This is a genomic window from Vibrio sp. PNB23_22_6, assembly GCF_052877535.1.
The window spans coordinates 72,637-87,277 of record NZ_JBNFXP010000003.1 but is presented as its reverse complement, the minus strand read 5'-3'; the positions used below and the strand labels follow the sequence as shown (position 1 = coordinate 87,277).

The following is a 14,641-nucleotide window of genomic DNA, read 5'->3' as shown; positions in this document are numbered from 1 at the left end:
AAAGCGTCCTTTTATTGTCAGTAAAAATGACAAAGCCCGCTTAATTGGCGGGCTTGAAATAGAAATGAGAGCACTAGCGCTGCAGATTATATTTGCGCATTTTCTCAACCAACGTTGTGCGTCGCATGCCCAACATGTCAGCGGCTCTTGCTACCACACCACCTTGTGCTTCTAGCGCTTGGCTGATCATGTTCACTTCTAGATCGGCCAATAACTCTTTCAAGTTCACCCCTTCTGGCGGTAAACCTTGAGGCGCATTCACGTTGTGGTCAAGATCATTCTGATCGTCAAAACTGAAGTTTTCAGAAAAAATATCTTGGAAGACATCACGCTCTTGCTCTTCAACTGAAATAAACGGGTTACTTTCTGGTTGGAATTCCGGAATATCACTGTAACGATATTTGGTGGGCAGGTGATTCACATCTACTAAACTATTTGGGTACAAGATAACCATACGCTCAACCAGATTAGCAAGCTCGCGCACATTACCCGGCCAATGGTGTTCCATTAAAGAGTTGATTGCACGAGGTGTAAAACATATTGGTTGACCGCCTTCCGCTTCCAGACGAGTCATCAGCTCCTGGAGTAATAACGGAATGTCTTGCTTACGCTCTTTCAGCGCTGGCATCTCAATTGGAAAAACATTAAGGCGGTAGAAGAGATCTTCTCTAAATATACCGTCTTCGATCATGTTTTCTAGATTACGGTGCGTCGCGGCCACAACACGAACATTGACTTTAATCGTCGTATTACCACCAACGCGCTCAAAGCATCGCTCTTGCAGTACACGCAGCAATTTGACTTGCATAGGCATTGGCATGTCGCCAATCTCATCTAAGAAAATAGTGCCGCCTTCAGCGAGTTCAAAACGCCCTTTACGAGAAGTTAACGCCCCAGTAAAGGCCCCTTTCTCATGGCCAAACAGCTCACTTTCTAATAGCTCTGCCGGAATCGCACCACAGTTAATTGGAACAAACGGACCATTACGATACTTAGAATGGTAATGAATGTTACGTGCAACCACTTCTTTACCCGTGCCAGACTCACCTAAGATCAATACACTCGCATCAGTCCCTGACACCTGTTCAATCAAATGACGGACTTCTTGAATGCTGCGGCTTTGACCGACAAGGCTACGGAAAAGGGTATTCTTGCGCGTGCAAGCAACCCGACTCTCCCCTTTGCGGCCAAGGAAGTCCTTACAGTGACGTAATGCTTCGCTCAGTTGCGGGTAGTTAAGAGGTTGCTCTAATTCACCAACAAAGTTTGGTAAGTCATCGACGGGGAAGGAGAAAGAGTCCATGACAAGAAGTGGAATATGGTGCGCTTGTTTGAGGTAGGACATTAATGTTGTCGAAGCCCAACCAGCAGAAATATTGCTAACAATACAACCAGCCCAAACACCAGACCAATCGAGTTCGCCTAACTGCTCCGAGCTAACAGCTTCGCAACTTTCTCCAACAAATTCCAATATATTGCTTATTGCTAAACGATTCTGAACATCGTCATCAATGATAAGCAGCTTTGCCAAACCTTGCATAAGTAAGAATGATTGCCTTTGTATCAGGTACGTTGCGGCCAAACCTTGATTTGCGTAATTGATAAACAGAAAGGAGGGACTGCGCTCAATTAACGATAGATAAATAGGGAAATTAGCAACAAAAAAAAGCCATTAGGGCCATTAATGATTTCTATTTTATTTGAATAAAAAAATAAGGCAACCAAGCAATATCGAGGTGTGAGCTTGGTTGTAACTTTATTCACTACATGACTTTGCCATCCGTCAAAAACAACGCTTTATTCGAGATGGCTAAATACCCACCTCAGCGGCGGTCAAGTTGTGGTATTCCGCCGGAATTTGATCCCAAGCTGATTTAATTTCACGAATGATATCAATGACATCATCAATGGGTTGAGGGTCATTTTTATGGTTCGCCGCAGAAATCTGCGTGATCATAAACTCATAAAGTGCGTCCAAGTTAGATGCAATCTCGCCACCATCTTGCATTGAAAGACAGCTACGAAGAGAAATAATAATATCCAAGGCTTTACCAAGGCGCTCGCCTTTTGCTGGAATGTTACCAGCCAGCATTGCCGCTTTGCCTTGAATAAGGCGTTCAATCGCACCTGCCATCAGCATTTGGATGACTTTGTGCGGAGAAGCCGCACTCAGCTGGCTGTCGACTGATACCTTTTTGTATGCTTGCAAAGAACCGCGCATAGTATTCCTCTTTTAAATAAATTTTTTGTACTGCTGAAGCGAACGTTGACCATAACGGAACTTATAAAGCTCTTTACCGACATTTGAGGTTTCCGATTGCATCTGCTCAACAATTTTTTTAGTGCGAGTCAGCAAGTCTTGCCACTCGAGTCCCTGCTTCTCTAATGGGTTGCTCTGAACCATTACTAACAGGTCTTGTAATAAGCATTCTCTGATATCGACCAAACGAAGAATTTCTTCAGCATTAAAGTCAACTTTTTCTAGCTCTTGCGTAATTAGTTGATCGATGTCAGCAATTTCTCTAAGTTCATTTTGCATCTATTAACCCAGCACGTTCATCAATGCCCCGATCTGGCCTTGCATTTTGCCAGTGGCATCTTGCATAGCGGCAAACTTAGCATGGGTGCGTTTTTCTAAACCTTCCATACGGCGATCCAATGCCGCTTGGTCATCATTCAGCCGGTAGTTCAGCTCGGTTAGGCTCTTTTCTCGAGTGCGGATACTACCGGTGATGCCCGTAATACCATGAATGGCTTCTTCCACTTGTTTTGCAAAGCCGGAATTACCACCGAAAAACTTCTCAAGCTCGTTAAAGTTGTTATTCAACTGGCGATCCAGCATGTCATAGTTGATTTCAAGCGTGCCCTGACGTGTGGTGGTGATACCAAACTCCGTCAATGACTTTAAATTTTCCGGCGCTTTATCGATCGCGGTGGAGAATACCGACTTCAACCTTGCATCAGCACTGCGGACCGTACTGTCCCCAGCCAACGGGCCTCGCTGACCCGTTGTCGGATCGACACTCACTAAGGCTTTCGAAGTCTGATAGAAGTTGTTGTAAGCTGCAACGAAAGTTTCAATATCGCTTCGCACACTTTGGCGATCATATTCCACCCCAATTTCTGATGGCGGCTTACCAACTTCGGATTTGCCTTTCAGAGTTAAGTTCACCCCTTCAATCGCATTTTCAATCACGTTGTTGTGGCTAGAAAGCTGGGCAATACCATCTAGCATCACCAGAGAATCCTGACCTGCTTGAACTTGCGTCATGCCTGAATAAGCTTCAAATGATTTCTGTGCTTGTGCAATTTTTGCTTCTGCGACATCGATTTTTTCTAAGCGTTCACGTTCTTCTGGTTTTAGCTTGGAACGATGAATCTCTTTGGCTTGTTCTTCGGTTAACTCACCGCGCTCAACCTTTTGATCCAGCTGTTGCTTTTCAGCGGCAATTTTCTGCTCGATTTCTGCTTTTTCTTGTACGAGCTGCTGTTGAGCTTCTTTCGTGGTAACGTAAGAATCGGTCAATGTACCAGATGCGGTATTGTTCCAACCTGGCACATCTGGCGCTTTAGCAATCGCCGCTTCATCCAGTTCTAACTCTGGTGGGCGATAAGAATCAAGCAATGTGCCTGATGCCGTTTCGGTCCACCCCGGGATGCTGTCTTGTGAACGCATGCTTGCGCGTTGATTGGCTTTGTCGATGGCTTCTTGCCCCGCTTTTGCCGCGGCGGCACCGGCTGCAGAGATCGGTTCATCCGTTACATCATCTTGTGCATTCTCTGCCGCTTTTTGTTCTTCAGGAGGTATAGAATTGCCGTCTGCATCGGTTGGTTGTTCTGGTTCTTTGAGAGGCCCTAACACTGCTTCTGCCGCTTCACGAGCTTCTTCAAGCGCATTCACGCGGTCTTCCAGTGTCTTGTATTCGAAACGTTTCAGAGGATTACCAACTTCGGCATCGACACTGACTTTAAGTTGGTTGTCCTTGCCTGGCAGGTTTGAAGTAAGGATCAGGCGCGGCCCTTCTACATCGTTAATTAGGGAAGCACGAACACCAGGGTTATCTTTGGCACTGTTAATTCCACGCACGACCTCGACGAGCTTATAGCTAGAGCGGACATTAACGTCGAAGGCGTCATCGCCAAGAGAAATCTGCAGCTTACCAGGTCCAAACTTTGCGTCTTCTGGCAAAACGTCAGAAGCGACTTTGTGGCTCTGTGCAAGCTGCAACACATCGATAGCATACTTACCAGCGATAGCATCAGTAGTTGCAGTGGCGGATACGATGTTGTCATTTGTAGTCTCTACCGTGCGAGCGGCGAAGGCTTTCTCCTGACGAAAATTCATCATGAGACTTTTCATCGTATCTAACGATTCTCTGAGTCTGCCATAAGCGCTGATGCTGGCGTCAATACTTGTACGCTCATTGTTAATACTTTGCTGTTTTGGTACACGCTCTGCATCCACAATTTTGCTGACCATGGAATTGATATCCATGCCACCAGACATCCCCAAAGGGCTTAAACTCATCAAATCACCTCAAAAACGACTTACACCTTTTCAACTAACAATCCGCTGTTAGCTGTGTGCTCAGCTAGACGACGCAATACCACGAGCATTTCTTCATCAGGAATTTGACGTATCACATCACCCGTTGTGGCTTCGTAAATCGTCACTACGTCTCGCCCAGATTCTTCATCCACACGAAAAGAGACTCCTTTATTCATGGAACTCACAAATTCATTCATCTGTGCGACCATTTTTTCACGTTCTTCTCTGTTCAGCTCTTGGCGACTTCCCGCCATTTCTAATGCAGCTTGAACAGAGAGATCATGTGCGGCCCTCTTCGCTTTATCCGGCGAAAGATGGCCATTCGAATTTGCTGTGCTAGGCGTGTCTATGCCATTGCCATTTTTAATTGCAACTTTTGTGCCATTCGGCGTAGCGTAAGGCTGGATGTTCGATGCATAAGAGGATATTTCCATCACAGTCTCCCTTCCACCTTATGGGCTAACGAATAGGTCTATCACTTTGGTGAATTAATCACTAAGCAGGAGTCGACCCGATTAACCCAACAAGCTTAGCGCTGCAGATGGAGACTGCTTTGCTTGAGCCAAGATTGAAGTACTTGCTTGCTGAAGAATTTGTGACTTAGTCATTGCTGTCGTTTCCTTCGCGTAATCAGTATCTTTAATACGGCTGTTAGATGCATTAACGTTCTCGTTAATGTTGTCTAAGTTACTGATTGCATGGTCAAAACGATTTTGGAACGCACCAAGAGACGCACGTTGGCTGTCTACTGATTTCAGTGCGCCATCGATGATAGCAACCGCTTCTTGGGAACCCGCTACAGTGGTAACATCGATATCTTTAACCGTAACGTCTTTTGCTTTGCCAAAACCAATTTCACCCGCTAGGTTGCCAGAGAACTCAACGTCACCCGTTACTTTTTGAGAAGCAGCAAATACTTGTAGCTTACCGTCTTCACCAACAGACGCTTTTACGTCTTCGCTTTGACCGTTGATGTAAGTCGCTAGCTGTTCGATATCATCGCCTTGCTTTGCGTTGATCGTCAGTTCTTTCTCTTCACCAAGCTTAGTGGTGTACTTCATGCTTAGTTCAGTTTTTTCACCAACTGTCCAAGACGCATCTTTACCCTCTTCTGCTGCGTAGCTCTTACCACCCATTGTAGAAGTATCAGAACGCAAGTTACCCATAGTCAGCATGACTGCTTCACCTGAGTCCGCACCGATTTGGAAAGATTGAGTACCGTAAGTACCGTTAAGAAGTTTGTTACCACCAAAAGAGGTGGTTTCAGCGATACGGTTTAATTCATCATTAAGCGCTGTGACTTCTTCTTGAATCGCTACGCGTTCTGATTTTGAGTTTGAACCGTTCGCAGATTGCAGCGATAGGTCACGCATACGTTGTAGGATGTTGGTAGACTCATTCATTGCACCTTCAGCTACTTGTGCAATAGAAATGCCGTCGTTCGCATTTTTTACCGCCATGTCTAGGCCACGGCTTTGCGCGTTCAAACGGTTAGAAATTTGTAGACCTGCAGCATCATCTTTCGCGCTATTGATTTTATAACCCGAAGACAAACGCTCCATTGATTTTTGTTGACCTTCAGCCGCTTGGTTTAGGTAACGCTGTGCGGTCATCGCAGAAACGTTAGTATTAACGTTAATCGCCATAGTTGATCTCCTTAAGGCTTTGATTGATGCACCGTCGTGTCTCTCACCTCACTTAGGTACATCTTATTTCTCTCAATCCCTTTAACGGCGATCAATCCATATCCTTTAGACAAAAAATTTATTTTTTTGTGATTATTTTCTGTCACTTACTGAAGTGTGATGCAGCTCAAACAGCCCTAGCTCACAAAAGAAATACTCACTCTGTGTTCAAGCAGAAAATACCCAGCCGAAGCTGGGTTTACTCGCTCATCTCTCACCACGAGCGAATGGGGTTCTCTTACTGGGCAAATTAGCCTAGTAGACTTAACGCTGAGTTTGGCGCTTGTTTCGCTTGCGCAAGGATAGAGCTTGACGCTTGCGATAAAATTTGTGACTTAGTCATTTGAGTCGTTTCTTTTGCGAAGTCGGTATCTTTGATACGGCTCTTCGACGCATTCACGTTCTCATTGATGTTGTCTAGGTTGTTGATTGCGTGATTGAAACGGTTTTGGAAAGCACCTAGCTCTGCACGGTGGCTGTCTACGTATTTTAGTGCCGCATCAATGATAGCCACAGATTCCTGCGCACCACCAACGGATGTTACGTCAATCGTATCTACTGTTACGTTCTTCGCTTCACCGAAGCCTAGCTCACCAGATAGGGCGCCAGAGAAAGACACTTCACCGTCAACTTTGTTGTTACCCGCAAAAAATTGCAGTTTACCGTCTTGGTCTACTGATGCTTTTACTAGGTCAGTTTGGCCGTTGATGTAGGTTGCTAGCTCTTCGATGTCATCGCCCGCTTTCGCGTTGATGTTGATTTCTTGCTCTTGACCAAAGCTGTCTTTTAGGCTGATTTTAAGGTCGTTTTTACCCTCAGCTACATTCCAGTTTTTGTCTTTACCGTTTTCTGCTTGGTAGCTCAAGCCACCCATCATTTTGTTGTCTGAACGCATGTCTTTCAGCTCAAGCATCACTGCTTCGCCGTTGTCTGCACCGATTTGGAAAGACTTAGAACCATGCGTGCCGTTTAGTAGCTTGTTGCCACCAAAAGAAGTAGTTTCAGCGATACGGTTGAGCTCGTCGTTTAGTGCCGTTACTTCTTCTTGAATCGCAACACGCTCTGCTTTTGAGTTTGAGCCGTTTGCCGATTGTAGAGAAAGATCACGCATGCGTTGCAGAATGTTGGTTGTCTCATTCATTGCACCTTCAGCCGTTTGTGCAATAGAGATGCCGTCGTTCGCGTTACGAACCGCCACATCAAGACCACGACTTTGTACATTCAAGCGGTTCGAAATTTGAAGACCCGCAGCGTCATCTTTTGCGCTGTTGATTTTTGAACCTGAAGACAAACGTTCCATTGACGTTTGTTGTGCTGAGTTTGCGCTATTTAGGTAACGCTGAGCGGTCATTGCTGATACGTTTGTGTTTACATTCACTGCCATGGTGATTTCTCCAATTGATTTTCCGATGGTGCGGTTTCCGACGTCTCGGAAAACCAAGTAGTTCTCTCAAAGTTATTTTTATTAACGGCGCAGTTCATGGTTTCTTTAGGAAAAGTTTAAGATTTTTTTGAAAATAGTTTGTTTGGCAGGCAAATCGTGATGAAGCGGATAAAAAAGCAAAGAAACGTTCTTTTTTTGCTAAAGCTTCGTTTGGAATTGTCGATACAGGCTGTTTCGCGTAGAAATCACGTCACGTAATTTATTAACCCAGTAGCGTAAGTGCTAGGTTTGGCGCCTGTTTTGCTTGTGCAAGAATCGTGGTGCTGACTTGTTGCAAGATCTGCTGCTTCACCATGTGCGTGGTTTCTTTGGCGTAGTCGGTATCTTGAATGCGGCTGTTCGAGGTGGCGAGATTCTCGTGAATGTTATCCAGATTACTGATCGCATGAATAAAGCGGTTTTGATACGCACCTAACTCTGCGCGATTGGTGTCTACATACTTCATAGCCGTATCTAACACCGCAACCGCCTGTTGTGCTCCCCCTACAGAAGTAATGTCGAGACTATCGACCGCGTCGTAACTTTTTAGCTGCAAACCCAGTTCACTTGCTAAATCACCAGAAAAAGCAATTGTGCCCGACGTTTCTGCACCTGCCATAAAGAGTTGCAACTGCCCTTGTTCATTCACGGATGCTGTGACTTTATCCGTTTGACCATTAATATACGTAGCAAGCTCTTCAATATCATCGCCTGCTTTCGCATTGATTTGAATGGATTCTGTTTCACCCAAGCGGTTAGTGAATGACATGCTCAGTTCAATAGCACCGTCTTTTACCTTCCAATCAGAACTTGTACGCCCATTCGCGACGTAACTAAAGCCGCCCATCTCGATACCATCGGTACGCATCGACTTCAATTCAACCTGAACCGCTTCACCAGAAGCAGCGCCAATTTGAAACGATGATTGACCGAAACTGCCATTAAGTAGTTTGCGCCCACCAAAGGATGTCGTTTCTGCAATGCGGTTTAACTCATCGTTCAATGCGGTGACTTCTTCTTGCAGCGCAGTACGCTCCGCCTGGCTGTTTGAGCCATTGGCCGACTGAAGCGACAAATCACGCATACGTTGCATGATGTTGGTCACTTCATTCATCGCGCCTTCCGCAGTTTGCATGATGGAGATGCCATCGTTCGCATTACGCACCGCGACATCTATACCGCGCATTTGTGATTGCAAGCGGTTAGAAATTTGTAGACCCGCAGCGTCATCTTTTGCGCTGTTAATACGCCTCCCTGAAGACAAACGCTCCATGGATTGGTTCAGCATGTCCGTTGCACTGGTCAAATGACGCTGTGCGACAAGCGCTGCCACATTGGTATTAACAGTGATCGCCACGAATAAAGGGTCCAAAATTAAGGCTTTGTATGTTTATCGACCACATTCAGCAAAGGTTTAGTGATTTTTTAAAAGTAAATAGAACAAAGAAAAATGGAAAACAAAAGCCCTCCGAGATGGAGGGCTTGAAAAGCGTTGAAGAGTATTACTTAACTGCCAATTCCGCTAGCATTACTTGTGAAGGAGCGAAGAAGTAAGCACCTGTTACCGCTTTAGTAAAACGAAGCAGTTGGTCAGTCTTACCATCCGTCACACCGTACATGCTTTCAAGCATCACTTTGATGTTGTGGATAGTGTTGCAGTAAGAGATGAACAGAAGACCATGTGCGCCAGTCGCGGTACCGTATGGCAAGCTGTGACGAACAATCTTAAGGCCCTTGCCTTCTTCTTTAATGTCTACACGACCAACGTGTGATGCCGCTGGTACGTCTTCTAGTTCAACAGAATCTGGTTTAGTACGACCAATCACTTTCTCTTGAGCAGAGACACTCAGACGGTTCCATGCTGGAAGATTGTGTTCAAAGCGCTGCACCATCACGTAACTACCGCCAGCGAACGCGCCATCTTTGATCAAGGCAACATCTGCACGAGCGTCGCCTTTCGGGTTTTCTGTTCCGTCGATAAAGTCTGTCATGTCACGAGCATCTAGGTAACGGTAGCCGTATGTCTCATCAACAACGGTTACGTCTTCGGCAGTATCAACTAGGAACTTACGCAGAACGTAGAAGTGCAAGTCGTGACGTGTGGAGTGACAGTGGATCAGAACATCGACGTCTGTGGCTGGTGCGATGATGTCGCCTTCTCCTAACTGACGGAAATCAATCAACTCGTCTGGCATTTGCATGTTTAGGTGCTGCCAGAAAGCCTTAGTGAATGCGATAGAAATCGTTAGATCTGCACCTGGTTGATTCGCATTGAGCTCGTTGACTAACTCAGGTAGCGCTTTTAGTTTTGCCAAAACATTTTCACGGTTTTGGTTCACCTTTAACTGAGTGTAAAGTGCAAATGGTCCTGCTTCAGGCACAATCGCCGTTTGAGCTTGTGGCATTGAGATATCCTCTTTATTGCCCCGTACGGGAAATTTTTGTTCTTAATTTTTTGATGGCTGTCCTTCATTGTGCTCAAATTGTGGCACATAGAAGCAGTCTTTCACCCATCTTCCATTTAGTAGATAGATCACAAACCAAGTTAACAAGGTAATCGTGAGCGCATTCGCCCAATTAAATACACCGTGTTCGAGGTAGACATGATACATGGTCTGAGCCAATTGAATACCGCACAAGATCAAAGTCATAGCACGACCATGTTGTGTAATTTGATTCACCCAACCTCGGTCTGGATAGCGCAAACCCATCAACCACATCAATAACAAGCTAGGAATACCCATCAATAGCCCGAGATATAACGTATTAGAGTCAGGGTAAACAATCGCTAATATTTTGCTACCACTATCTCTGCTCACTCCTGCCAAGGCAAACACCACCCAAGAGCGCGCTAGGAACATCCAACCCAGCCATAACAGAATTGGCGCTTTCAAAAATCCATGAGCATCGTATTGATCAAATGAGTAACGCACAATATTGTCTTCTTTGCTTTCGGAAAAGCGTCACTTTAACCGATCGGCTTAGAACTTCAACATTCCAATTTCGAGAACGAAAGTTCATTTCATCCTATTTGGCAGGTAAACTGACTTCAAATGACAAGTGACGTAGAAAAAGCCATGAAAAAGAGAAATACAGCAGCGCCAGCCCCTTCCCAAGAAACGCAAGCCGAAGCGATGAAAGTGGCTAAGGCGACGCAAAAGCCAGGTCAAACCAAAGAACAGACCAAACTGATCGCACAGGGTATTGAGAAGGGCATCGCACTTTACAAAAAACAACAAAAAGAACGCAATCGACAAGCCGACAGAGCAAAGAAGATGCAGCAGAAAGAGAAGCAGCGTCGACGTGAACAGGTAACAGCGCAAGAGGAAGTGGTTACCAATATGCCACAAGACAAACCCTCCGTGTTACCTTGGGCTCTGTTGGTTCTGAGTTGGATTGGTTTCGCAACTTACATCTTGATAGGGAGATAATGTGTTTCGTACTGTTATGATTGGGGGTATCATTTTAACGCTTCTTGGCTGCAGCACCCCAAAAAACCAACCTTATGAGCAAAGCCAAGACGTTGAGATTCGCATCGACAGCCAGTTTAATCCTAAACAATGCGAGTATTTAGGCGAGATCACTGGCAGTGAGGGTCATTGGTACAGCTACCTATTTTTTACCAATGACGCCATGATGCAAGGTGCGATGAACGATTTGAAAAACAATGCGGCATCCATTCAAGCCGATACTGTGTTTATGCTCTCACCGCAAGATTTTGTCACTTCATTTAGCGTGCTAGGCACCGCCTACCGCTGCCAATAAACCTATCTAAAAAGTAAAAAAGCCAGCAATTGCTGGCTTACGCACGAAATCCAAGACTGCTAGCGATATCACCTTCCCGCTCAAGAACCCATTGACTATCAAAAGGCCCCCAATCTGAAAGCTGGTAATAGCCATCATTATGACGTCGGCCATCTTGAACGAAGATAAGTTCGATGCCGATCCCCGGTAATGCCTTGAGTACATCTTGAATAGTACGACGAGGCCACCCCGTTCTTTCGATCAATTTTGGTACATTTGGTCTTTCTAGGTTTTCCACCAACAAGGCCAAATATAGCCGCCTTGCAAAAACAGGACTCAATTCCATTTAAACCTCCTAAAATTGTGCCGATTCATTATTTCCTTTTTGCTCAGGGAGATGTTGCGTTTGATCAATAACTCGACTTTTCCATCCCCTTTAAAGCCGCATTTTTATTCGACACCTTGCTTAACGACGAGGGTTTGAACAAAATCTATTCATTCTGCACTATATAAGACAGCATTATTCACCGCTTGATTTTGTCTGTTTGGTTGCTTCTTGGTAGGATGCTGCAACAGCCCAAAATCATGCAAAAGTGGCGACACATAACAGCCATCTATGTATGAAGAATTCAGAGAAAGGAAATAATATGACGATCACCATGTTCGGCATCCCAAACTGCGACACGATTAAAAAAGCCAAAAAATGGCTAGAAGCACAAGATCTAGCATTTGATTTTCACGACTACCGCAAACAAGGTGTCGATGCCGCAATGGTGACGGCGTTCTGCAACACTTTAGGTTGGGAACAAGTTCTAAACAAACGTGGCACAACTTACCGTCAACTGACTCAAGAACAAAAAAATACACTTAACCAAGAAAACGCAATTGCGCTTTTGGTAGAAAACCCAGCAATGATTAAGCGCCCTATCTTGAAAGTGGCAGACCAACTCCATATCGGTTTCAAAGCAGACCAATACGCGACCATTTTTAACTCTTAATGTAAGGAATACTCAAGGATGACAGACAGTCCAGTATTGGCACTTGCTAAAGACCTGATCAGCCGCCAGTCCGTAACGCCTGAAGATGCAGGCTGTCAGGATGTAATGATCGAACGCCTAAAAGCGCTTGGTTTTGAAATCGAGGTCATGGTATTCGAAGACACCACAAACTTCTGGGCTCGCCGTGGTACAGAAGCACCATTGTTCGCTTTCGCAGGCCACACTGACGTAGTCCCTGCGGGCAAATTAGAACAGTGGGGTACACCGCCATTCGAACCAACCATTATCGATGGTTACCTTCATGGGCGCGGCGCAGCAGACATGAAAGGCTCATTGGCTTGCATGGTTGTGGCTGTGGAACGCTTTATAACAGAAAACCCAGACCACAAGGGCTCTATCGGTTTTTTGATCACATCAGATGAAGAAGGCCCTTTCATCAACGGTACGGTTCGAGTGGTTGAAACTCTGATGGAACGTGGTGAGAACATCGACATGTGTATCGTTGGCGAACCTTCTAGTACAGAAATCGTGGGTGATGTGGTAAAAAATGGTCGCCGAGGGTCTATCACTGGCGATCTTACTGTCAATGGAACACAAGGCCACGTAGCCTACCCTCACCTAGCAAACAACCCTGTTCACCAATCTCTGATGGCAATTCATGAACTCGCGACAACAGAGTGGGATCAAGGTAATGATTACTTCCCACCAACAAGCTTCCAGATCCCGAACGTTTCGGCTGGTACGGGCGCATCTAACGTGATCCCAGGTGAGTTTAACGTTCAGTTCAACCTACGCTTTAGCACCGAACTGAACAACGAAGTGATTGTTCAACGCGTGACTGAAACCTTGAACAAACATGACTTGAACTACGATCTAAAATGGACATTCAATGGCGACCCGTTCCTAACCGACACTGGCGCACTACTTGATGCGGTGGTTGCCGCCGTCGATGAAGTGAACTACACCAAACCAGCACTGCTCACCACTGGCGGCACTTCGGACGGTCGTTTTATCGCGCGCATGGGCGGCCAAGTCGTTGAACTTGGTCCCGTGAATGCCACGATTCACAAAGTGAACGAGTGCGTGAGAGTTGACGATCTAGAGAAGTTGACTGACATGTATGAGAAAACGCTCAAGCACTTGCTCGCAAAGTAGCTAAGCAATGAAGTGACACAATTAACGAGAACACCATGACACCAGCGCAACTTACCGGAACAACAGATTCTCACCTTACATCCATACTGGTGGGCCAAAAGGCATTTTTGCTGCACCCAGAAGTAGTGGATGATTTGCTCAAAATGATTGAAGCTGCAACCAAAGCCGGTTTTAAGATGGAAATTGCCAGCGGCTTTCGCGACTTCAACCGTCAAAAAAGCATCTGGAACGGTAAGTTTGCTGGTGAGTTAACGATCCTAGATTCCAATTCCCAGCCTTTAAACAAGGCGGAACTCAGTGATGAAGAAAAGCTGATGGCAATTCTTCGCTGGTCTGCCCTACCCGGTGGCAGCCGACATCATTGGGGCTGTGATTTTGATGTTTATGCTCGTAACTTGTTGCCACCAAACACCACGTTACAACTGGAACCCTGGGAGTTCTTGGAAGGCCACCAGCTCACTTTTTATCAATGGTTAGCAGCAAATCTAGAGCGGTTTGGCTTCTTCTTCCCCTACCAGCAAGATTTGGGGGGCGTCGCTATTGAGCCTTGGCACATCAGCCATAAAACAGTAGCACAGCAATGCTTAACAGGTATGACGTCAGATCTACTGAAAAATCAGTTAATCCAGCAGAATCAGATCGACCCCATTGCAGGGATTGAAGTCATCATGAATAATTTGGATAAGATCATAGCTCGATTTATTCACAATATCACATCGTCGGAGGCACTATGTTAGAACTGCTTACCAACCCTTGGGTGATCATCATCGTGGTGTTGAGTGTGGTCTTTGGTAATATTGCCGCGCTGAAATACACCGCGAACATGAAGTTAGGTCAAATGGACAAAAGTCGAAAAAACGACTTAGACAAACTGAATAAGCTCGATAAAGAACGCTATGGTCACGATGACCAAACAGACGAGAAAAAGGAAAAATCTCGTTAATGCCGTTGAGTAAGCCAAGTCATTCTCGCTGAACCAAGCACTTTGAGGTTACTTAGGTATAATTCCACCAAGTTGAATAATTAAAAAGGACCGGTTGGTCCCTTTTATATCAATATTTCTAGCCGTTTGTTGCTGTTAAAACGA

The 14,641-nt window shown here is 45.4% G+C and carries 17 protein-coding genes; 6 read left to right on the top strand and 11 right to left on the bottom strand.

Features of this window, described 5'->3' with window-relative positions; all coding sequences use genetic code 11:
- Positions 1–73: 73 nt before the first annotated feature.
- The 10 genes from ACVA54_RS03520 to ACVA54_RS03475 form a co-directional block, all read right to left on the bottom strand.
- The gene (locus ACVA54_RS03520; RefSeq protein WP_446642929.1) at positions 74–1,540 is read right to left on the bottom strand and encodes a sigma-54 dependent transcriptional regulator; all 1,467 of its coding nucleotides are present in this window, start codon (positions 1,538–1,540) and stop codon (positions 74–76) included.
- Positions 1,541–1,810: 270 nt separating this feature from the next.
- Positions 1,811–2,221: a flagellar export chaperone FliS gene (fliS, locus tag ACVA54_RS03515; RefSeq protein WP_099079761.1), complete on the bottom strand. Its 411-nt coding sequence runs from the start codon at positions 2,219–2,221 to the stop codon at positions 1,811–1,813.
- A gap of 12 nt (positions 2,222–2,233) precedes the next feature.
- Positions 2,234–2,539, bottom strand: a complete 306-nt coding sequence (locus ACVA54_RS03510) for a flagellar protein FliT (RefSeq protein ID WP_119463449.1) — start codon at positions 2,537–2,539, stop codon at positions 2,234–2,236.
- A 3-nt stretch (positions 2,540–2,542) separates the two neighbouring features.
- Positions 2,543–4,528, bottom strand: coding sequence for a flagellar filament capping protein FliD (gene fliD / locus ACVA54_RS03505; RefSeq protein WP_446649402.1), 1,986 nt, complete (start codon positions 4,526–4,528; stop codon positions 2,543–2,545).
- A gap of 20 nt (positions 4,529–4,548) precedes the next feature.
- Positions 4,549–4,983 carry a flagellar protein FlaG gene (gene flaG, locus ACVA54_RS03500; protein ID WP_099079758.1) on the bottom strand — a complete coding sequence of 145 codons (435 nt, stop codon included), beginning with the start codon at positions 4,981–4,983 and terminating at the stop codon, positions 4,549–4,551.
- A gap of 81 nt (positions 4,984–5,064) precedes the next feature.
- Positions 5,065–6,195 (bottom strand): flagellin, encoded by a 1,131-nt coding sequence (locus tag ACVA54_RS03495; protein WP_099079757.1) that lies wholly within the window; start codon positions 6,193–6,195, stop codon positions 5,065–5,067.
- Positions 6,196–6,484: 289 nt separating this feature from the next.
- On the bottom strand, positions 6,485–7,618 hold the full coding sequence (locus ACVA54_RS03490) for a flagellin (RefSeq protein ID WP_099079756.1): 1,134 nt from the start codon (positions 7,616–7,618) through the stop codon (positions 6,485–6,487).
- 262 nt (positions 7,619–7,880) lie between these two features.
- The gene (locus ACVA54_RS03485; protein ID WP_119463452.1) at positions 7,881–9,014 is read right to left on the bottom strand and encodes a flagellin; all 1,134 of its coding nucleotides are present in this window, start codon (positions 9,012–9,014) and stop codon (positions 7,881–7,883) included.
- Between the two features lie 145 nt (positions 9,015–9,159).
- Positions 9,160–10,062, bottom strand: coding sequence for a Dyp-type peroxidase (locus tag ACVA54_RS03480; protein ID WP_099079754.1), 903 nt, complete (start codon positions 10,060–10,062; stop codon positions 9,160–9,162).
- A gap of 42 nt (positions 10,063–10,104) precedes the next feature.
- Complete coding sequence (locus tag ACVA54_RS03475) at positions 10,105–10,590, bottom strand: DUF2919 domain-containing protein (RefSeq protein ID WP_099079753.1); 486 nt, start codon at positions 10,588–10,590, stop codon at positions 10,105–10,107.
- 144 nt (positions 10,591–10,734) lie between these two features.
- Here ACVA54_RS03475 and ACVA54_RS03470 point away from each other — a divergent pair, with 144 nt between their 5' ends.
- Positions 10,735–11,088: a DUF2956 domain-containing protein gene (locus ACVA54_RS03470; protein WP_446649401.1), complete on the top strand. Its 354-nt coding sequence runs from the start codon at positions 10,735–10,737 to the stop codon at positions 11,086–11,088.
- A gap of 1 nt (position 11,089) precedes the next feature.
- The gene (locus ACVA54_RS03465; RefSeq protein WP_099079752.1) at positions 11,090–11,422 is read left to right on the top strand and encodes a DUF4156 domain-containing protein; all 333 of its coding nucleotides are present in this window, start codon (positions 11,090–11,092) and stop codon (positions 11,420–11,422) included.
- A gap of 37 nt (positions 11,423–11,459) precedes the next feature.
- On the opposite strand, the gene ACVA54_RS03460 is transcribed toward ACVA54_RS03465, so the two are convergent.
- On the bottom strand, positions 11,460–11,747 hold the full coding sequence (locus tag ACVA54_RS03460; RefSeq protein WP_005445349.1) for a winged helix-turn-helix domain-containing protein: 288 nt from the start codon (positions 11,745–11,747) through the stop codon (positions 11,460–11,462).
- Positions 11,748–12,048: 301 nt separating this feature from the next.
- On the opposite strand from ACVA54_RS03460, the gene ACVA54_RS03455 reads away from it, so the two are divergent.
- Genes ACVA54_RS03455 through ACVA54_RS03440 form a run of 4 tightly spaced genes read left to right on the top strand, consistent with a single transcriptional unit; the run spans position 12,049 to position 14,497 of the window.
- On the top strand, positions 12,049–12,399 hold the full coding sequence (locus ACVA54_RS03455; protein ID WP_099079751.1) for an ArsC family reductase: 351 nt from the start codon (positions 12,049–12,051) through the stop codon (positions 12,397–12,399).
- A gap of 18 nt (positions 12,400–12,417) precedes the next feature.
- Entirely contained in the window at positions 12,418–13,554 is a 1,137-nt protein-coding gene (gene dapE / locus ACVA54_RS03450) for a succinyl-diaminopimelate desuccinylase (RefSeq protein WP_446581102.1), read from the top strand.
- Positions 13,555–13,589: 35 nt separating this feature from the next.
- Positions 13,590–14,291: a M15 family metallopeptidase gene (locus ACVA54_RS03445; RefSeq protein WP_119463453.1), complete on the top strand. Its 702-nt coding sequence runs from the start codon at positions 13,590–13,592 to the stop codon at positions 14,289–14,291.
- The gene (locus ACVA54_RS03440) at positions 14,285–14,497 is read left to right on the top strand and encodes a DUF2897 family protein (RefSeq protein ID WP_446649400.1); all 213 of its coding nucleotides are present in this window, start codon (positions 14,285–14,287) and stop codon (positions 14,495–14,497) included. The genes ACVA54_RS03445 and ACVA54_RS03440 overlap by 7 nt, the downstream gene beginning before the upstream one ends.
- The last annotated feature ends 144 nt before the right edge of the window (positions 14,498–14,641 follow it).

Coding starts and splice junctions, on each gene's coding strand:
- fliS (WP_099079761.1), bottom strand. CDS start 2,221: ATGCGCGGTTCTTTGCAAGCATACAAAAAGGTATCAGTCGACAGCCAG.
- ACVA54_RS03520 (WP_446642929.1), bottom strand. CDS start 1,540: ATGCAAGGTTTGGCAAAGCTGCTTATCATTGATGACGATGTTCAGAAT.
- ACVA54_RS03510 (WP_119463449.1), bottom strand. CDS start 2,539: ATGCAAAATGAACTTAGAGAAATTGCTGACATCGATCAACTAATTACG.
- flaG (WP_099079758.1), bottom strand. CDS start 4,983: ATGGAAATATCCTCTTATGCATCGAACATCCAGCCTTACGCTACGCCG.
- fliD (WP_446649402.1), bottom strand. CDS start 4,528: ATGAGTTTAAGCCCTTTGGGGATGTCTGGTGGCATGGATATCAATTCC.
- ACVA54_RS03495 (WP_099079757.1), bottom strand. CDS start 6,195: ATGGCGATTAACGTTAATACTAACGTTTCTGCGATGACCGCACAGCGT.
- ACVA54_RS03440 (WP_446649400.1), top strand. CDS start 14,285: ATGTTAGAACTGCTTACCAACCCTTGGGTGATCATCATCGTGGTGTTG.
- ACVA54_RS03460 (WP_005445349.1), bottom strand. CDS start 11,747: ATGGAATTGAGTCCTGTTTTTGCAAGGCGGCTATATTTGGCCTTGTTG.
- ACVA54_RS03480 (WP_099079754.1), bottom strand. CDS start 10,062: ATGCCACAAGCTCAAACGGCGATTGTGCCTGAAGCAGGACCATTTGCA.
- dapE (WP_446581102.1), top strand. CDS start 12,418: ATGACAGACAGTCCAGTATTGGCACTTGCTAAAGACCTGATCAGCCGC.
- ACVA54_RS03445 (WP_119463453.1), top strand. CDS start 13,590: ATGACACCAGCGCAACTTACCGGAACAACAGATTCTCACCTTACATCC.
- ACVA54_RS03455 (WP_099079751.1), top strand. CDS start 12,049: ATGACGATCACCATGTTCGGCATCCCAAACTGCGACACGATTAAAAAA.
- ACVA54_RS03470 (WP_446649401.1), top strand. CDS start 10,735: ATGAAAAAGAGAAATACAGCAGCGCCAGCCCCTTCCCAAGAAACGCAA.
- ACVA54_RS03490 (WP_099079756.1), bottom strand. CDS start 7,618: ATGGCAGTGAATGTAAACACAAACGTATCAGCAATGACCGCTCAGCGT.